Annotated in this window: 16 protein-coding genes and 2 pseudogenes; 11 read left to right on the forward strand and 7 right to left on the reverse strand. The window is 70.0% G+C overall.

The window, feature by feature from the left end:
• Window positions 1-124: 124 nt before the first annotated feature.
• Together rfbD and rfbB are read right to left on the reverse strand one after the other, a co-directional pair.
• Window positions 125-970: a dTDP-4-dehydrorhamnose reductase gene (rfbD, locus tag A3CQ_RS0101175; protein WP_020509077.1), complete on the reverse strand. Its 846-nt coding sequence runs from the start codon at window positions 968-970 to the stop codon at window positions 125-127.
• Window positions 970-1,947, reverse strand: a complete 978-nt coding sequence (rfbB, locus tag A3CQ_RS0101180) for a dTDP-glucose 4,6-dehydratase (protein WP_026205174.1) — start codon at window positions 1,945-1,947, stop codon at window positions 970-972. The genes rfbD and rfbB overlap by 1 nt, the downstream gene beginning before the upstream one ends.
• A gap of 46 nt (window positions 1,948-1,993) precedes the next feature.
• On the opposite strand from rfbB, the gene rfbA reads away from it, so the two are divergent.
• The 6 genes from rfbA (at window position 1,994) to A3CQ_RS62460 (ending at window position 9,020) form a co-directional block, all read left to right on the forward strand.
• Window positions 1,994-2,878, forward strand: coding sequence for a glucose-1-phosphate thymidylyltransferase RfbA (gene rfbA / locus A3CQ_RS0101185; RefSeq protein WP_026205175.1), 885 nt, complete (start codon window positions 1,994-1,996; stop codon window positions 2,876-2,878).
• On the forward strand, window positions 2,875-3,474 hold the full coding sequence (locus tag A3CQ_RS0101190; protein WP_020509080.1) for a dTDP-4-dehydrorhamnose 3,5-epimerase family protein: 600 nt from the start codon (window positions 2,875-2,877) through the stop codon (window positions 3,472-3,474). Before rfbA ends, A3CQ_RS0101190 begins: the two co-directional genes overlap by 4 nt.
• A gap of 353 nt (window positions 3,475-3,827) precedes the next feature.
• On the forward strand, window positions 3,828-5,333 hold the full coding sequence (locus A3CQ_RS0101195) for a sugar transferase (protein WP_020509081.1): 1,506 nt from the start codon (window positions 3,828-3,830) through the stop codon (window positions 5,331-5,333).
• 140 nt (window positions 5,334-5,473) lie between these two features.
• Window positions 5,474-6,514: an NAD-dependent epimerase/dehydratase family protein gene (locus A3CQ_RS0101200; RefSeq protein ID WP_026205176.1), complete on the forward strand. Its 1,041-nt coding sequence runs from the start codon at window positions 5,474-5,476 to the stop codon at window positions 6,512-6,514.
• Window positions 6,511-7,521, forward strand: coding sequence for a hypothetical protein (locus A3CQ_RS62455; protein WP_020509083.1), 1,011 nt, complete (start codon window positions 6,511-6,513; stop codon window positions 7,519-7,521). Before A3CQ_RS0101200 ends, A3CQ_RS62455 begins: the two co-directional genes overlap by 4 nt.
• Window positions 7,518-9,020, forward strand: coding sequence for an oligosaccharide flippase family protein (locus A3CQ_RS62460; RefSeq protein WP_020509084.1), 1,503 nt, complete (start codon window positions 7,518-7,520; stop codon window positions 9,018-9,020). Before A3CQ_RS62455 ends, A3CQ_RS62460 begins: the two co-directional genes overlap by 4 nt.
• Before the next feature lie 72 nt (window positions 9,021-9,092).
• Here A3CQ_RS62460 and A3CQ_RS63535 read toward each other — a convergent pair whose 3' ends face one another.
• The 4 genes and pseudogenes from A3CQ_RS63535 to A3CQ_RS0101225 form a co-directional block, all read right to left on the reverse strand.
• Window positions 9,093-9,215, reverse strand: a complete 123-nt coding sequence (locus A3CQ_RS63535; protein ID WP_020509085.1) for a hypothetical protein — start codon at window positions 9,213-9,215, stop codon at window positions 9,093-9,095.
• Window positions 9,212-9,394, reverse strand: a complete 183-nt coding sequence (locus A3CQ_RS62465; protein WP_245576965.1) for a hypothetical protein — start codon at window positions 9,392-9,394, stop codon at window positions 9,212-9,214. The genes A3CQ_RS63535 and A3CQ_RS62465 overlap by 4 nt, the downstream gene beginning before the upstream one ends.
• 23 nt (window positions 9,395-9,417) lie before the next feature.
• A pseudogene (locus tag A3CQ_RS63975) lies at window positions 9,418-9,501 on the reverse strand (hypothetical protein); the annotation flags it as partial.
• A gap of 496 nt (window positions 9,502-9,997) precedes the next feature.
• On the reverse strand, window positions 9,998-11,389 hold the full coding sequence (locus tag A3CQ_RS0101225) for an O-antigen ligase family protein (protein WP_026205177.1): 1,392 nt from the start codon (window positions 11,387-11,389) through the stop codon (window positions 9,998-10,000).
• A 323-nt stretch (window positions 11,390-11,712) separates the two neighbouring features.
• On the opposite strand from A3CQ_RS0101225, the gene A3CQ_RS0101230 reads away from it, so the two are divergent.
• From A3CQ_RS0101230 to A3CQ_RS0101250, 5 genes are read left to right on the forward strand one after another with little or no spacing between them, the layout of a single operon-like run.
• Window positions 11,713-12,387 (forward strand): polysaccharide deacetylase family protein, encoded by a 675-nt coding sequence (locus tag A3CQ_RS0101230; protein ID WP_157295143.1) that lies wholly within the window; start codon window positions 11,713-11,715, stop codon window positions 12,385-12,387.
• Between the two features lie 39 nt (window positions 12,388-12,426).
• Entirely contained in the window at window positions 12,427-13,386 is a 960-nt protein-coding gene (locus tag A3CQ_RS0101235) for a glycosyltransferase family 2 protein (protein ID WP_040431481.1), read from the forward strand.
• Window positions 13,383-14,447, forward strand: a complete 1,065-nt coding sequence (locus A3CQ_RS0101240) for a GNAT family N-acetyltransferase (protein ID WP_245576966.1) — start codon at window positions 13,383-13,385, stop codon at window positions 14,445-14,447. The genes A3CQ_RS0101235 and A3CQ_RS0101240 overlap by 4 nt, the downstream gene beginning before the upstream one ends.
• 12 nt (window positions 14,448-14,459) lie before the next feature.
• Window positions 14,460-15,776, forward strand: coding sequence for a nucleotide sugar dehydrogenase (locus A3CQ_RS0101245; RefSeq protein WP_020509091.1), 1,317 nt, complete (start codon window positions 14,460-14,462; stop codon window positions 15,774-15,776).
• Window positions 15,766-17,124, forward strand: a complete 1,359-nt coding sequence (locus tag A3CQ_RS0101250) for a glycosyltransferase family 4 protein (protein WP_020509092.1) — start codon at window positions 15,766-15,768, stop codon at window positions 17,122-17,124. Before A3CQ_RS0101245 ends, A3CQ_RS0101250 begins: the two co-directional genes overlap by 11 nt.
• Window positions 17,125-17,478: 354 nt before the next feature.
• Here A3CQ_RS0101250 and A3CQ_RS62470 read toward each other — a convergent pair.
• Window positions 17,479-17,829: pseudogene (locus A3CQ_RS62470) on the reverse strand (glycosyltransferase family 2 protein); the annotation flags it as partial.
• Window positions 17,830-17,834: the final 5 nt, after the last annotated feature.

Here is a 17,834-nt window from a genome sequence, read left to right on the forward strand (position 1 = left end):
GGCCGACCGCGAAACACGGGTGACCGGGGTAACCCGGACGTACCGCCCGATGTCCCCTTTCCGACGGAGCCACATGCACAAGAGGGACGAGAGGGCGCCCCGAATACATCAGTGTCGGAAACCTCTACTTGCTCAGGTAGGGCATCGCCTCGGTGAGCATGGGCCGCCAGTCGGGCAGGGGGTCGACGCCGGTGCCGGCCCAGCGGTCGTGTCCGAGCACGCTGTACGCCGGGCGGCGAGCCGGACGGACGTACTTGTCGCTGGTGGTCGGCCGGATCCGCGCCGGGTCGAGGCCGGCCTCCTCGAAGACCGCCCGGGCCAGGCCGAACCAGGTCGTCTCGCCGGACGCCGTGCCGTGATAGGCGCCGGGCGGGGCGTTCCCGGCGACCGCCGCACGGCCCAGCGCGACCAGCTGCCGGGCGAGCGCGAACGACCAGGTCGGCGAGCCGCGCTGGTCGTCGACGACCTCGAGAGTGTCCCGGTCGGCGGCCAGCCGCAGCATGGTGCGCACGAAGTTCGGGCCGTGCTCGCCGTAGAGCCAGGCCGTACGCACGACGTAACCGCCGGCGGCGAGCACCGCCCGCTCCCCCACCGCCTTGCTCCGGCCGTACGCGTTGATCGGCGCGTGAGCGGTGTCCTCGGGGATCGGCGCGGTGGCCGAGCCCTCGAAGACGTAGTCGGTGGAGACGCTCAGCAGGCGCTTGCCGGCCGCCTCGGCGAGCGTCCGCACGGCGAGGCCGTTCACCGCGGTGGCGACCTCCTCCTCGGTCTCGGCGCCGTCGACGTTGGTCCAGGCGGCCGCGTTGAGCACCAGGTCGGCGCCGTCAACCGCGTCGCGCACCGCCGCCGGGTCGGTGACGTCGAGGTCGGCCCGGGTCGCGGCCACCACGTCCGCCTCACCCGCCTCGGCCAGCGCGGTCAGCAGGTCGCGGCCGAGCATGCCGCCGGCGCCGGTGACCAGCCAGCGCATCAGAGGGCCGCCCGCGCCTTGAGCGGTTCCCACCAGGCCCGGTTGTCGCGGTACCAGGCGACGGTGGCGGCCAGCCCGTCCTCCAGCGTGATCTGCGGCGCGTACCCAAGCTCATTGCTGATCTTGGTGATGTCGAGCGAGTAGCGGCGGTCGTGGCCCTTGCGGTCGGGCACCTGGCGCACCATCTCCCAGCCGGCGCCGCAGGCGGCCACCAGCCGCTCGGTCAGCTCTCGGTTGCTCAGCTCGGTGCCGCCGCCGATGTTGTAGACCTCGCCGGCCCGGCCTTTCTCCAGCGCCAGCTGGATGCCCCGGCAGTGATCGGAGACGTGCAGCCAGTCGCGGATGTTGCCACCGTCGCCGTAGAGCGGCACCTGCTTGCCGTCCATGAGGTTGGTGACGAACAGCGGGATGACCTTCTCCGGGAACTGGTGGTGCCCGTAGTTGTTCGAGCAGCGGGTGACCACCACGTCCATGCCGTGCGTGCGGTGGGCGGCCAGCGCCATCAGGTCGGAGGAGGCCTTGGAGGCCGCGTACGGCGAGTTCGGCTCCAACGGCCAGGTCTCGGTCCACGAGCCCTCGGCGATCGAGCCGTACACCTCGTCGGTGGAGACGTGCAGGAACCGGCCGACACCGGCGGAGCGGGCCTCGTCGAGCAGCGTCTGGGTGCCCAGCACGTTGGTGGTCACGAACGGCAGCGCGCCCGCGATCGAGCGGTCGACGTGCGATTCCGCCGCGAAATGGACGATCGCGTCGTGACCGGGGAGCAGCTCCCGCAGCAGGGCGGAATCTGTGATGTCCCCCTGCACAAAGCGTAGTCGGGGATCCGTCAATGGAAGGTTGTCGCGATTACCGGAGTAGGACAGGAGGTCCAGAACGGTCACCGTTGCGCCCTGCGCACCAGCGAATTCATCCTGTAAGAGGGCTCGAACGTAGGCCGAGCCGATGAAACCGGCACCCCCGGTCACGAAGATCTGCACGGCTGGCGAGTGTACCCGTACCGGAGCCCCCGTTTAGTCTCCTTCGGTGCGCGGAATTCTTCTCGCCGGTGGAACCGGCTCTCGGCTCTGGCCGATAACCATGGCGATGTCGAAACAGTTGATGCCGATTTTCGACAAGCCGATGATTTACTACCCCCTGACCACTCTGGTATCAGCGGGCATCCGGGAGATCCTCGTGATCACCACGCCCGAGGACCGGCCGCTGTTCGAGCGCCTGCTCGGCGACGGCAGCCGGCTCGGGCTCTCCCTGACCTACGCCGAGCAGGCGCGGCCGGACGGGATCGCCCAGGCGTTCAGGATCGGCGCGGACTTCATCGGCGACGAGCCGGTCGCGCTGGTGCTGGGCGACAACGTCTTCCACGGGGTCGGGCTCGGACGGCGGCTGGCCAACTTCACGCGGCCGGAAGGCGGGCGCGTCTTCGCGTACCCAGTGGCCGACCCCGAGCGGTACGGCGTCGTCGAGTTCGACGAGAGCGGCAAGGTCCTGTCGATCGAGGAGAAACCCGAGAAGCCCAAGTCGACGTACGTGGTGCCCGGCCTCTATTTCTACGACGCGGACGTGGTGCGGATCGTCGAGGAACTGGTGCCCAGCGAGCGGGGCGAGCTGGAGATCACCGCGGTCAACGAGGCCTACCTGCGGCGGGGCAAGCTCGAGGTGACCGTTCTCGATCGGGGCACGGTCTGGCTGGACACGGGCACGTTCCAGTCGATGGTTCAGGCGTCGGAGTACGTCCGGGTCATCGAGGAGCGCCAGGGCCTCAAGATCGGCTGCGTCGAGGAGGCCGCCTGGCGGCTGGGCTTCATCTCCGACGACGAGCTGCGCGAACTGGCCACGCCCCTGCTCAAGAGCGGGTACGGTGACTATCTTGTGAGGCTGCTGGACAGCGGCCGGTACGGTGGCGCGCTGTGAAGATCACGCCGTTGACCATCGAGGGCGCGTACGAGATCACCCCGGTCCAGCACGGCGACGACCGGGGCACGTTCCTCGAGTGGTACCGCTTCGACAAGCTGGCCGAGGTCGTCGGGCACCCCCTCGACCTCGCCCAGGCGAACCTGTCCGCCTCGGCCCGGGAGGTGGTACGCGGCATCCATTTCGCCGACGTGCCCCCCGGGCAGGCCAAATATGTCACTTGCGTGAGCGGCTCGATACTCGACGTGATCGTGGACATCCGGGTGGGGTCCCCCACGTTCGGCGCCTGGGAAGCGGTGCCGCTCGACGACCGGGAGCGCCGGGCCGTCTACCTCGCCGAGGGGCTGGGGCACGCGTTCTGCGCGCTGACCGAGGGCGCCACCGTGACGTACCTGTGCTCGAGCGTCTATCGCCCCGGCCACGAGCACGGGATCAACCCGCTGGACCCGGCCCTGGACATCGCCTGGCCGGTCGCCGAGCCGCAACTGTCCACGAAGGACGCGGCCGCGCCGACGCTGGCCGAGGCGCTGGACGCCGGACTATTGCCGGATTACGCAATCTGTAACAGCTATGTCGCGCAACGTAGTCGGATTTAATACATTCCGCCGTCCTCTTCGGACGATTGACCCGAACCGCCCGACGGAGTATGGGTTACTGGGTTGATCCCGAATTCCGGCACGCTTGGATCCGATTTATGGAACTAGTCTGTTACGCCCGATTTGCCCGGCCTGGGCCCCGTTTGGAAACCGCATCCTCCGATTCGCCAGTCCTCTCGCACGGAAAGGTGTAGCGGCGGGCCCACACGATTGCGCAGGCTCTCCGATGAAGTCGCCGGGGTGTCCCCCCGGCGGCGAATTCTCACTCAGATACGCTCCACCCGCAGCCGGCTTGCCCGGAGAGGGCGGAAAAACGGACCGTGGTTGACCGCCATCAATGACGGAGGCTAGGCGTGCAGACGATCGACCCAAGATCGGCCGTCGAGATCACCGAAGAGGCACCGCGTTTCACAGCGGTACGTCCCGCTGAGTTCCGGGCGCCTGTAACCCGCACCGACTGGCGCGGACGGTACGCGAAGACCCTGTACCTGATCGACTACCTGGTCGGCCTCGTCGCGGCGTCCTCCGCCCTGTTCCTGCGATTCGGCTCATACGGCGTCCAGCCGTTCCTCTGGAACTATCTGCTGCTGACGGCTCTGTTCCCGCTCACCTGGATCGCGATCCTCGCGATAAACCGGGCGTACGAGGCGCGGCACCTGTTCGTCGGCACCGACGAATACGCGCGAGTAGTCCGATCCGGATTAGGCCTCACGGCCACGCTCGCCATTTTCTCGTTCGCGCTCGACCTCCGGCTGGCCCGCGGGTACGTGATCATCGCGCTGCCGATGGCCACCGTCCTGTCGGTCGGCGCCCGCTTTCTCTTCCGCCAGTTGCTGCACCGTTCCTGGGCCGACGGCCGGCGGCTGCACCGGGTCATCCTGGTCGGGCACGCCAGCGCGGTCGCCGACATGAGCCGGCGGCTGCACCGGGAGAGCCACCACGGCCTCGGCATCGTCGGCGCCTGCGTGCCCGCCACCCAGACCTCCGGCGGGGTGCCCGGGTTACCCGAGGTCTACGGCGACTTCGACAACGTCGCGCTCGCCGTCAGCCTCTCCGGCGCCGACACGGTGGTCGTGCTGTCCTGCCCCGAGATCGACGGCCCCGCGCTGCGCCGGCTCGCCTGGCAGCTCGAGCGGGACGAGATCGACCTGATCGTGGCCAGCACCCTGGTCGACGTGGCCGGCGACCGCACCACGATCCGCCCGGTGGACGGCCTGCCGATGCTGCACATCGAGCACCCGCGGCTCAAGGGCAGCTCCCGGGTGATCAAGGAGGCGTTCGACCGGGTCGGCGCCTTCATGCTGCTGACGTTCAGCCTGCCGTTCCTGCTCGTGGTGGCGGCCCTGGTGAAGTTCGGGCCCGGCGGCCGCGGACCGGTCATCTTCAAACAGGAACGGGTCGGCAGGGATGGCCGGCCCTTCATGCTGTACAAGTTCCGGACGATGGTGGTCAACGCCGAGGCGCGCCTGCAGGAACTGCGCAACCTCAACGACACCGACGGCGAGCTGTTCAAGATGCGCAACGACCCGCGGATCACGCCGGTCGGCCGCTGGCTGCGCCGCCTCTCGGTGGACGAGCTGCCCCAGCTGATGAACGTGCTGAAGGGCGACATGTCGCTGGTCGGGCCCCGCCCGCCGCTCGCGCGGGAGGTCGCCGGTTACCCGGCCGACATGCGCCGCCGCCTGGTCGTCAAGCCCGGCCTGACCGGTCTGTGGCAGGTTTCCGGCCGTTCCGACCTTTCCTGGGACGAGTCGATTCGCCTCGACCTAACGTACGTGGAGAACTGGTCGCTGGTCATGGACCTGGCGATCCTCGCCCGCACGGTCAGCGCCGTCGTCCGCAGCTCGGGCGCGTACTGACCGAAAGCCCGAGATCAGTGGTCAATCGTGTGGTTGTGCCGGCCATTCACGCCAGAAACGCTTGGCGAGTCTGTCGGCGGCACAACGCCACTGCATAACATCCGTGCGCCCCTTCCGGCGCCCGAACCCTGGAGTTCTGCATGCGAGTTCTCGTAACCGGCCACGAGGGCTACCTCGGTAGTGTGCTGGTTCCCCGACTGATCGAGTCCGGGCACGAGGTCGTCGGCCTCGACACCGGGCTCTTCGCCGACGGGACCATCGGCCCGGTGCCCGAGGACGTGCCGGCGCTGCGGGTCGACCTGCGCGACGTCACCAAGGACCACCTCGCCGAGGTCGCGCCGGACGCGGTCATGCATCTCGCGGCTCTGTGCAACGACCCGCTCGGCGACCTCGACCCCGAGCTGACGTACGACGTGAACCACCGCTCCACGGTCCGGCTGGCGAAAGCGGCCAAGGACGCCGGCGTGACCCGCTTCCTGTTCTCGTCGTCGTGCAGCCTCTACGGCGCCGGGACGGACGACGCGCCGCTCGACGAGAACGCGGCCTTCGCGCCCCTCACCCCGTACGGCGAATCGAAGATCCTCTCGGAGCAGGACCTCGTCGGGCTGGCCGACGACGACTTCTCGCCGACCTTCCTGCGCAACGCCACCGCCTACGGCTTCTCCCCCCGCCTGCGCGGCGACCTGGTCGTCAACGACCTGGTCGGGCACGCGCTGCTGGCCGGCAACATCGGCCTGCGCAGCAACGGGATGGCCTGGCGTCCGCTGGTGCACGCCGACGACATCGCCTCGGCGTTCATCGCGCTGCTCGAGGCGCCCCGCGAGACGGTGCACGCCCGCCCGTTCAACGTGGGCCACTCGGACGAGAACTACCTGATCCGCGACGTCGCGAACCTCGTGCAGGAGGTCGTCGGCGGCGAGGTCACGTTCGCCGAGGGCGCCGGCGCCGACGCCCGCAACTACCGGGTCTCCTGTGACCGGATTGCCGCCGAGGTGCCCGAGTTCAAACCGCAGTGGACCGTACGCAAGGGCATCGAACAGCTCGTCGAGAAGTACAAGGCGTACGGACTCTCGCTCGATGATTTGTTCGGCGAGCGGCACCAGCGGCTCAAGAAGATCAACGCGCTGCACGCCGCCGGCAAGATCGGCTCGGACCTGCGCTGGACGGAGAACGCCCGATGACTGCTCTCGCCTTCAAGGTGGGCGACGTGGTCGAGGTGCTCAGCGAGGCCGAGATCCTCGCCACCCTCGACGAGAACGGCGCCCTGGACAAGATGCCGTTCATGACCGAGATGCTGGAGTACTGCGGCAAGCGCCTGCGGGTCGGCAAGGTCGCCCACAAGGCCTGCGACACGCTCAGCCGCAGCGGCATCCGGAAGATGGAGAGCGCCGTCCATCTCGAGGGCGTGCGCTGCACCGGCGCCGCGCACGGCGGCTGCGAGGCGCAGTGCATGATCTATTGGAAGCACGCCTGGATCAAGCACGTGGACTCCCCCGACGCCACCCCCGATGTGGTCGCCCACAACGAGCCTCGCCTTCAGCCGCTGCTGCAGATCGCCAGCCGGCGTCCCGACGGCGACGACGGCGAGCCGCGCTACCGCTGCCAGGCCACCGAGATGCTCAACGCGACGCCCGAGGGTCTCCCGATCCTCAACCTCGGCCAGTACCTCGACGACTTCCGCAGCGGCAACGTGAGCGCGTTCCAGTCGGGGCGGGCCCTCGCCGCCGGCGTGTACAACCGGATGCAGGACGTCCTGCCGCGCGGCCTGCGCGTGAAGGGCGGCAAGCACTGGGGCACGCTGGTCGGCCGCGCGCCCGGCAAGACCCCGACCCAGGAGCTCGGCCTGCAGCCCGGCGAGTGGGTACGGATCAAGTCGCGCGAGGAGATCGAGCAGACCATCAACGCCGACCTGCTCAACCGGGGTCTCGGCATCGACGCGGAGATGGCGCGCTTCTGCGGGCGCACGGTCCGGGTCGCCCGCCGGGTAAACAACATCATCGACGAGCACACCGGCAAGATGCTGCACATGAAGTCGCCCTGCATCGTGCTCGAGGGAGTCGTCTGCGAGGGTGCGTTCAGCGGGAGCTGCCCGCGGGAGATCCCCTCGTACTGGCGGGAAATTTGGCTGGAGAGAGTGGAAACGACGAACACGCCGACCCGGAACGCCGACACGGCAGGGGTGCGGTGACCGCCGAGACGGCGATCGCCGAGCCTGGCGTAACCGAGTCGATCGGTCAGAAGGCGGGGCGGGGCCTGCGGTGGAGCCTCTTGGGCACATTCGTGACCAAGATGGGCTCCTTCGCCATGGGCCTCGCCCTGGCCCGCATCCTGGCGCCCGCCGATTTCGGCGTGTACGCCATCGCCATCGCCGCCACGGCCGTGCTGATGCACATCAACGACGTCGGCCTCATCGCCGCGACCGTGCAGTGGCGGGGCAAGCTCGAGGAGATGTCGCCCACCGCGGCCACCCTCGCGATGGTGCTGGCGACCAGCATCTACGGCCTGTTCTGGCTGGTCGCGCCGATGTTCGCCGAGGCGGCCGGCAACGCGTCGGCCACCCCGGTCGTCCGCATCCTCGCGCTGATCATCGTGATCGACGGGGTGACGGCGGTCAGAGCCGGCGCGCTCATGCGAAATTTCCAGCAGGGCAAACTGGTGACCGCCAACTCGATCGGCCTCGTGGTGAACGCGGCGGTAGCGATCAGCCTGGCCGTCGGCGGCGCCGGCCCGTACGCCTTCGCCTGGGGCCAGGTCGCGAACGCGCTGGTCACCGGCATCCTGATCTTCAAGTTCGGCGACGTGCCGTTCAGGTACGGGCTGGACCGGGCGATCGCCAAGAAGCTGCTGATCTTCGGCGTCCCCCTCGCGGCCAGCCTCGGCGTCGAGGCCGTCGTCACGAACGTCCAGTTCACGATCATCGGCCACCTCACCGGCCCGGTCCTCGTCGGTTTCTACCTGCTCGCCTTCAACGTGGCCAGCTGGGCGCAGAACACGCTGGGACAGGCCATCCGGTACGTCTCGGTGGCCGGCTTCTCGCGGCTGTCGGAGCACCACGACGACGCGCTCAACGACGGCGTCCAACGGTCGATGCCCCTGCTGGTGACCGTGGTGGCGCCGATCGTCGCGCTGACGTCGGTGCTCGCGGCGCCGCTGATCGAGCTGCTGTACGGCCACGAGTGGAGCCCGGCCGCGGCCGTGCTGCGCATCCTGGTCGGCCTCACCCTGGTCCGCATGATCACCGGCCTGTGCATGGACGCTCTGATGGGCGCCGGCGCCACCAAGGCGACGCTGTGGCTCAACCTGGGCTGGGCCATCGTGCTCTTCCCGGCGCTGTGGCTGGCCACCCAGCAGGGCGGCATCCACGGGGCCGCCATCGCCCAGACCGGCGTCGGCTTCCTGGTGGCCGTGCCGCTAGCGGCGCTGGCCCTGCGGCGCAGCAACGTCTCGCTGCGCCCGGTCGCCGCCGGCATAGTCCGGCCGGTCCTGGCCGCCGTTCTGGCCGGCCTGGTGACCACGGTCGCGGTCAAATTCCTCGGTGGCCCGTACGCGTTCACCCAGCTCGCGGTCGGCGGCACGGTGGGCCTGCTCGTCTACGTGCCCGCCGCTATCCCCCGCGCCCAGCTGCGCGAGTGGATCGGCCTCGCCCTCCGGCGGAAGCAGGCGGCACCGGCGGTCGCGCTCGACTGACCTTCTTCACGGCAAAGCGCAGGGCCCCCGCTCCCCGGCCGGAGCGGGGGCCCTGCGCTTTGCTCTGCGCACCTATACGCGCGACCCGTAGTCCCGCGCGACATAGAACCCCGACGTGGACACGCCCAGCACCCGGCACGCCGCCGCCACCGCGATCCCGCCCGCGGCGAGTTCGGGGACGACCGGGTAGATCATTTTGGAAGGACGTTGTCCGGCGCGACATAGGCCGCGGCCTTGCGCAGGATCTCGTTCTCGGTCTCCAACCGGCGCTTCTCCCGCCGCAACACGGCCAGCTCAGCGCGTTCATCACTGGACAACCGGTCGTCACGACGGCCCTCGTCCGCATCGGCGCGGCCAGCCAGTTCCGCAGACACGACTCGGAGATCCCCAACTCCCGGGCAATCTGCCGGACCGGTTTCTCGCCCTGACGGGCCAACTCGACCGCGCGTTCACCAAACTCCGGCGGGTGTGGTGCGGGCATCCGAACTCCTCCCTCAGCGATGGTGTCCGGAAAACCGGGGGAAGCTCAGAGCACCCACACGCCCAGCTCTGCTCACCCATACGCCCAGCTCTGCTTACCTGGACGCGCCGCTCTGCTCACCTATACGCGCCGCTCTGCTCACCTATACGCGCCGCTCTGCGCACCCATACGCGCCGCTCTGCGCACCCATACGCGCCGCTCTGCGCACCTGGACGCGCGGCCCGGGAATGGACTTGCGCGGCTCGGACATCTTGCCTGGTTTGCGCTGGTTCGGCACGGCTGGCTGGGTGGGTGGTCGCGCGTGGCTTGGCGTGACCCGGCTCGTGCCTGGTTACGGCGGGTGGGGCCAGTTGCGGTGGGCCGTACCACCCAGCTACCGCGACCGGCGCGGCCCCCGCAACCAGGCACAGACCAGGCCGTGGCGAACAGGCCAGCCACCCGCAACCGGCCGCGGCCCCGCGCGACCAGGCGTGGACGGGGGGCGCGGCGGGCGAGGTCAGCCGGCGCGGCCGCCGAAGGCTCGGGTAGCCGACGTGCGGACCATGCGCTGGGGGTGGGTCAGGCGCCAGACCGTGCCGCACATGCCGATCGTCAGGGCCAGCGTCGTCGCGAACGTCAGGAACGCCAGCGAGTCGAAGGTGGCGGCGACGATGAGGCCCATGAACTGGGTGGAGATCAGCGCGGCGCACAGGTGCTTGACCTCGCGGTCGGGCGAGCGCCGCATCGCCAGCCAGGCGACGCTGATGGCGGTGACGTGCAGCGCCAGGTAGGCCGCCGCGCCCACGAAGCCGTTGCTCAGCAACGTCTCCAGCCACTGGTTGTCCATGATCTGGTACTGCGGTGACACCCAGGTGCCGGTGCCGCGGCCCAGCCACGGTCTCTCGCCGATGTAGCGGAAGGCCAGCGGATATCGCTCGTAGCGGGCCGAGATCGACGAGTTGTTGGTCGGATTGTCGAAAAGGTGCAGCAGCGTGTGCGTGAGGCCGCCGTTGCCGGCCGCGGCGCCGGCGATCAGGATCGCGATTCCGACGCCGATGTTGTAGCGCATCCGCCAGGTCCAGAGCGGGATCAGCGCGAGGAACATGATGACCTCGGCGATGATGCCGGTACGGGAGATCGTCGAGGCGATGCCGGCGGCGATGATGACCGCGGCCGCGATCGCCATCCAGCGGCGCTTCGGTTTCCGGCTGAAGATCGCGAAGTGGATGGCGAACGGCAGGACCAGCGCGAGGTACGCCGCCATCTCGATGTAGTGCGACGTCGTGCTGGCGACCCGGACCCCGCTGCCGCGGTCCTCCAGGACCGGCACCCAGCCCTTCTCCTGCAGGCCGGGCAGCAGGAGGTAGTTGCTGAGGTCGCGCTGCAGCACGTATTCCACGAGACCGAAGGCGGCGACGAAGGTGGCCGAGACGACCAGTACCTTGAGCAGGGTCCGTAGCTTCAGCCAGTTGGGCAGCCCGTCGGCCGCGGTGAGCACGGCCCCGCCGAAGGTGCAGAAATACAACATGGTACGGTCGGCGGCATTTGCTTCCATCGATGTCAGACCGCGGAGGAATCCGACCGCGTAACCGATCAGCAGAACGCCGAAGAACGCGAAGAACGCCCATCGGATCGGCTGCGGGCCCAGCATCACCACACCGGGGTGGAATCGTGTGACCACCCACCACAGGAACAGCAGGAAACCGACGACCAGCGCGGGACGGCCGACATCGGTGGCGCCGGGCAGCACCTCGCGGGCCGGGATGAACGCCAGCAACAGGAACATGAAGCTCAGCAGCACGGCGGCATCGATGTACGTCGGCCGCCTGCGTGTGGCGTACGTCCGCTCGTACAGCAGCGATGGTTCCAGGTCGGCCGGGTCAGCCAGCCCGATCGTGCTCGTCGTCACGCTCACTCACACCCTGTCACGGAACCCACGCGCCGGGCACGGGCGCCGGACTCCTCTTGAAGCACCGAAGCATTGGACCACGCGGAAGTCGGCCCGGACCACCGTAACCGCAGCCATGACCGAGCGACGAATGCGTCCTAGATATGACCGGTCGGCTGAGTCGGAATGCCGACACGCGGCTAAACCACGGCCGACCAGCGTAGCGACGAAGAGGCACTTGGTTCGGCCGATCTACCGATATGCCGGTCTACGGCAGCGCCTGAGGATTGCTGGGCCAGCGACCCGAATCGAACGAAACGACTTGAACGGCGGGAACTCTGTTGGTGAACAATCCACCATCGACCGTCACTCTCACCGTGCACGGCATCGGCACGCCGATCCGGGCCCTTGAGCCGGGTGAGGATGATGTCTGGATCTCGGTCCGGCAGCTCGAGGACGTCCTCGACGCCGTGTCCGGCCGCACCGACGTGCGCATCACGTTCGACGACGCCAACGCGTCGGACCTCGAGATCGGCCTGCCGCACCTGCTCAAGCGCGGCCTGACCGCCCAGTTCTTCCTGCCCGCGGGCCTGCTCGGGCAGCCGGGACGGCTCACCGACGACGGTGTGCGCGAGCTGCTCGCCGCCGGCATGACCCTCGGCTCGCACGGCTGGGCGCACTGCGACTGGCGGCAACTCACGCCCGAGCAGGTGCCCGACGAGATGACCAAGGCGAGCCGGGTGCTCGCCGACTTCGCCGGGCGGCCCGTCACCGAGGTCTCGGCCCCCTTCGGGTCGTACGACCGGCATGTTCTGCGGCGGCTGCGCGAGGCCGGCGCCACCCGGGTCTACACCAGCGACACCGGTCGCGCCCCGTCCGAGGCGTGGCTGCACGCGCGGACGAGCCTGCGCAGCACCATCGACATCGCCTGGATCGACCAGGTGCTCGACGGCAGGCCGTCCCTGCCCCGCCGCGCCCGCAACGTCGCGGCCCGTACCGTCAAGCGTTTCCGTGGCTGAGCAACGCCCAGGGCTGATCTACGAGGAGCTCACGTGACCATGCCCGAACCCGGTGACCGTCCGGACGACGGGGTCGCCCGCGTCGCGGCCATCGTCGTCACCTTCAACAGCGGCGAGGTGCTGGACGGCTGCCTGCGCTCGCTGGCCGCGCAGACCGGGGTCGACCTGACCACGGTCGTCGTCGCCGACAACGCGTCGCGGGACGACTCCGTCGCGATCGCCGAGGCCGCGCAGGACGTTCCGGTCCGCGTGGTGGAGCTCGGCCGCAACGCCGGCTACGCCGCCGCGATCAACGCCGCCGTCGCCACGCTGGAACTGCGCAAGCTCGACGCCGTGCTGGTGCTGAACCCGGACTGCCGGCTGCGGCCGGACGCCCTGCGGGTGCTCGCGGCCGCGCTGCGGCAGCCCGGCCGGGCCTTCTCGGCGCCGAAACTGCTCAACCCCGACGGCTCGCTGCAGCCGACGCTGCGCCGCACCCCGACGGTCGGCCGCGCGCTGGCCGAGGCGATCATCGGCGGCGACCGGGCGGGCCGGATAGGCAACCTGGGCGAGCTGATCTACGACCCGCAGTCGCACGACACCCCCGGCCCGGTGGCCTGGGTGACCGGCGCGGCCCTGCTGATGTCCTCGGCCGCGATGCGCGAGCTGGGCTCGTGGGACGAGTCGTTCATGCTGTACAGCGAGGAGACCGAGTACTGCCAGCGGGCCACCGACCGCGGCTGGACGGTCTGGTACGAGCCGGCCGCGGTCGTCGAGCACATCGGCGGCGAGTCCGCGGTCAACCCGGCGCTCTACACGCTGATGATGGTCAACAAGGTGGTGCTGTTCCGGCGGCGCCGGGGCGCCGTGGCCGGGTCGGCCTACCACGGCGCCGTGCTGCTCGGCGAGGGCATCCGCGCCGCCGCCGGCCGCCGGGTGTCCCGGGCGGCCTTCCCCACCCTGATGCGCCCGTCGCGCCGGGAGGCCTTGATCGCCTCACTCACCGGGGAGCGCCCGTGACCCGCATAGCCTCTTTGCGTACCGTCGCCTTCGACGCGCTCACCGGCGCCGAGCTCGACGCCTGGCACCGGCTGCGGGCGTCCAACCCCGCGCTGGACAGCCCGTACTTCCATCCCGGCTTCGCCGAGGCCGTGCACGCCGGCAAGCCGGTCGAGGTCGCCGTCGGCCGCGACGAGCGGGACGAGGTCGCCGCGCTGCTGCCGATGCACCGCGAGGGCGGGGTGCTGCGCCCGGTCGGCTGGCCCGGCGCCGACTTCCAGGGCCCGATCCTCGCCCCGGGCACGTCCTTCCCCGCGGCGCGACTGCTCACCGGCGGGGCGAAACGGTTCGCGTTCGACCACCTGCTCGAGCCGAACGACGACTTCGCGCCCTGGTTCGAGTCGAGCCGGCCGTCGCCGTACGTGGACACCACCGGCGGGCTCGAGGGATACCTGGCCCGCGCGTCGAAGAGCGGCAAGGACAACATGGGCCAGGCCCGCCGCCGCACGAACAAGGCGGAGAAACAGCTGGGCCCGATCCGCTTCGCCGCCGACGTCGTGGACGAGAAGTCGCTCGCGGCCGTGGTGGAGCTCAAACGCGGGCAGTACGCCGCGACCGGCGCCGTCGACTACTTCGCCCGGCCCGAGCGGGTCGAGCTGCTGACCCGCCTGCTGCACACTCGCGGCACCGAGTTCGCCGGCATTCTGTCCACAGTGCACGCCGGCGACAACCTGCTGGCCGCGCACTTCGGCATGCGGTCGGGCGGGGTGCTGCACTGGTGGTTCCCGGTCTACGATCCGCAGTTCTCGGCGCTCGCGCCGGGCTGGATCCTGCTGCGGGAACTGGTCGGCGCCGCGCCCGAGCTGGGGATCGAACGGATCGACTTCGGCCGCGGCGACGACGAGTACAAGAGGCGGGCCAAGACCGGCGAGGTCATGGTCGCCCAGGGTGTGGTCACCCGCAACAGCGCGTACCGGGTGGTGCGACGCGCACGCAATTCCATGATGACCGCGGCGAAGCAGTCGGCGCTCGCGCCTCAGCTCCGTCGTCTGGCGCGCCGCCTGCGCGCGTACAACCGCTAGGGGGATAAGTCCATGAGGATCAGCGTTTTCGGGCTGGGTTACGTCGGCAGCGTCTCCGCCGCGTGCCTGGCCGAGCGTGGGCACGAGGTGGTCGGGGTCGACGTGAACCCGACCAAGGTCGAGCTGCTGTCACGCGGCCAGGCGCCGGTCGTCGAGGAACGCATCGGCGAGCTCACCGCCGAGGTGGTTGCCTCCGGCGCTCTGCGCGCGACCACCGACGTCGCCGAGGCGATCCGGGCCACGGAGATCTCGCTGATCTGCGTGGGCACGCCGAGCGCGGCCAACGGCAGCCTCTCCACCGCGTACCTCGAGCGGGTCGCCGAGGAGATCGGCGCCGTGCTGGCCGGCCTCGACCGGTGGCACACGGTCGTGTTCCGCAGCACGATGCTGCCGGGCACCTGCACCGACCTGCTCATCCCGATCCTCGAGAAGGAGTCCGGCAAGACGGCCGGCGTCGAGTTCGGCGTCGCCGTCAACCCGGAGTTCCTGCGCGAGGGCTCGAGCGTCAAGGACTTCTTCGACCCGCCCAAGACGGTCATCGGCGAGCTCGACTCGCGCAGCGCCGACGCGGTGGCCGCGATGTACGTGGGCCTGCCCGGCGACGTGTTCCGGGTGCCGATCGCGGTGGCCGAGATGGCCAAGTACGCGGACAACTGCTTCCACGGCCTGAAGATCGCCTTTGCCAACGAGCTCGGCGCGATCTCCCGGGCGCTCGGCGTCGACTCGCACAAGATGATCGAGGTCTTCCTCGCCGACACGAAGCTGAACATCAGTCCCGCGTACCTCAAGCCCGGTTTTGCCTTTGGTGGTTCCTGCCTGCCGAAGGACCTTCGCGGACTGGTGTACGCCGCGCGGCGGGCCGACGTCGCCGTCCCGCTGCTGTCGCACGTGCTTCCCTCGAACGAGGAGCACCTCAAGCGCGCGATCGAGCTGGTCACGGCGACCGGCAAGCGCAAGATCGGCCTGTTCGGGCTCTCGTTCAAGCCGGGCACCGACGACCTGCGCGAGAGCCCGCTGGTCGAGCTGGCCGAGCGGCTGCTCGGCAAGGGCTACGACCTGAAGATCTACGACTCCAACGTCGCGCTGTCGCGCCTCGTGGGCGCCAACCGTGAGCACATCGAGGGCCGGCTGCCGCACCTGAGCGACCTGCTCACCAACGACGTCGCCGAGGTCTTCGCGCACGCCGAGGTGTGCGTCGTGGGCAGCACCGAGCCAGCCGTGCTCGAGGCGCTGGCCGAGCCGGGCGACCGGGACGTCGTCGACCTCGTCCGCCTCCCCGACGCCGAGGCGCGCCGGGCCACGCAGGGATACCAGGGCCTTGGCTGGTAACGGCAAGCACGCGCTGATCCTGGTCGAGAACCTCTCGGTCCCGTTCGACCGCCGCGTCTGGCAGGAGAGCCTGGCGCTGCGGGAGGCGGGCTGGGAGGTGAGCGTCATCTGCCCGCGCGGCACCAAGCGCGACACGGAGGCGTACGCGGAGATCCAGGGTGTTCGGATCTACCGCTACCCGCTGAAGGCCGCGGTCGGCGGACCGCTGGGCTACCTGCAGGAGTACGGCACCGCGCTGTGGCACAGCTACCGCCTGGCCCGCAAGGTGGGCAAGGTCGACGTGGTGCACGCCTGCAACCCGCCGGACCTGTTCTTCCTGCTGGGCAAGCGGTTCAAGCGGCGCGGCGCGCGGTTCATCTTCGACCAGCACGACCTGGTCCCCGAGCTGTACCTCTCCCGGTTCGAGCGGGGCAAGGACGCGCTGTACCGCGCGGTGTGCTGGCTGGAGCGGCAGACGTACCGCACGGCCGACGTCGTCATCGCCACCAACGAGAGCTACCGCGCGGCCGCGCTCAGCCGCGGCGGCAAGCGGCCCGAGGAGGTGTTCGTCGTGCGCAGCGCGCCCGCGGTCGAGCGCTTCCGCGAGGTTCCGGTCGACCCGACCATCCGCCGGGACAAGCCGTACGTGCTGTGCTACCTGGGCGTGATGGGCCCGCAGGACGGCGTCGACTACGCGCTGCGCTCGCTGGCGAAACTCCGGGACGAGCAGGGCCGTACCGACTGGCACGCGGTCTTCGTGGGCGGCGGCGACACGTTCGACCAGATGGTCGCGCTCGCCGGCGAGCTGGGCCTCGCCGACCAGGTCGAGTTCACCGGCCGGGTGTCGGACGAGGACCTCGTGCGCTACCTGTCGGCGGCGGACGTGTGCCTCTCCCCCGACCCGCTCAACCCGCTCAACGACGTGTCGACCATGAACAAGGTCATGGAGTACATGGCGATGGGCAAACCGATCGTCTCCTTCGAGCTGAGGGAGGCGCGGGTGTCGGCGGGCGAGGCCGCGGTGTACGCGCCGGCCAACGACGAGTCGCAGTTCGCCAAGCTGATCGTGGCGCTGCTCGACGACCCCGAGGCACGCCGCCGGATGGGCGAGATCGGCCGAGAGCGGGTCTTCGGGCCGCTGTCGTGGGAGCACTCGGCCCGATCGCTCGTGGCGGCGTACGCGGCCGCCGTCGGCGGCGCCTCAGTTCCCCGGCAGCGTGACGCGGGTGCTGGAGTCGCTCGCCCAGACGTCACCGCGGCGGTTCCGCAGCCGCGTCAGAGCCCGGTCGAGGACAAGCACGGTCAGGTAGCAGCCGGAGTCGACGACGCCGACGCGGCGGTCGCGGACCAGCCGGCCGAGGGCGCCTAGCGTGAGCCGGCTCTCCGAGCCGGTGTGGCCGAGCTCGACGAGCTGCCGGTTGCCGCGCCGGACCCGCACCCGCCGGTTGAGGTACGACCGGACGGTGCGGGCCGGCCGGACCACCGATTGGGCGGTACGCACGACGACCCGCTCGTGGGGGGCGAAGCTGGCATGAACCAGACCGTCGTCGGAGATGATGTCCGGCATCGGGAACACCCGGTCGTGACCGGCCTCGGTGAGCACGTAGACGCCGACGCCGGCCAGGGCGCGATGCGGCCCGATGAGCTCGTTGTGCACCTTGTGCACCCGGGAGACCACCGGCCCGGCGCCGGTGAGGTCGAGCCGGGGCACGGGGGCGCAGGCCAGCACGCCCGGCTGGTCGCACGCGGCCACCAGCTCGCGCACCGAGGCCGCGTCCAGCTGGACGTCCGCGTCGAGGTACACGCGGGGGAACGTGGCGCACTCGGCGTCGCCCAGGCGCAGCGCGTTCGGTTTGCCGCCCACCTCGGTGTCGAGCACCTTGACGCCGGGCACGGTGCCCGCCGCGGCGGCGGTGCCGTCGTGGCAGGCGTTCGCCACCACGATGACGTCGAACTCGCCCGGCGCGCTGCCCTCGAGCAGCCGGCGCAGGTTGCCCGCGATGACTGCTTCCTCGTTGTGGGCCGGGATGACGATGCTGACTGCTGGCTCGCTCACGCCGGTCAGGATAGCCACACCTC

The sequence above is a fragment of the Paractinoplanes globisporus DSM 43857 genome, assembly GCF_000379645.1.
Taxonomy (GTDB): domain Bacteria; phylum Actinomycetota; class Actinomycetes; order Mycobacteriales; family Micromonosporaceae; genus Actinoplanes; species Actinoplanes globisporus.

Excerpts from the sequence above, each read along its gene's own strand:
- rfbD (WP_020509077.1), bottom strand. The coding sequence starts at position 970 with ATGCGCTGGCTGGTCACCGGCGCCGGCGGCATGCTCGGCCGCGACCTG.
- A3CQ_RS0101200 (WP_026205176.1), top strand. The coding sequence starts at position 5,474 with ATGCGAGTTCTCGTAACCGGCCACGAGGGCTACCTCGGTAGTGTGCTG.
- A3CQ_RS62455 (WP_020509083.1), top strand. The coding sequence starts at position 6,511 with ATGACTGCTCTCGCCTTCAAGGTGGGCGACGTGGTCGAGGTGCTCAGC.
- A3CQ_RS63535 (WP_020509085.1), bottom strand. The coding sequence starts at position 9,215 with ATGATCTACCCGGTCGTCCCCGAACTCGCCGCGGGCGGGATCGCGGTG.
- A3CQ_RS0101235 (WP_040431481.1), top strand. The coding sequence starts at position 12,427 with ATGCCCGAACCCGGTGACCGTCCGGACGACGGGGTCGCCCGCGTCGCG.
- A3CQ_RS0101245 (WP_020509091.1), top strand. The coding sequence starts at position 14,460 with ATGAGGATCAGCGTTTTCGGGCTGGGTTACGTCGGCAGCGTCTCCGCC.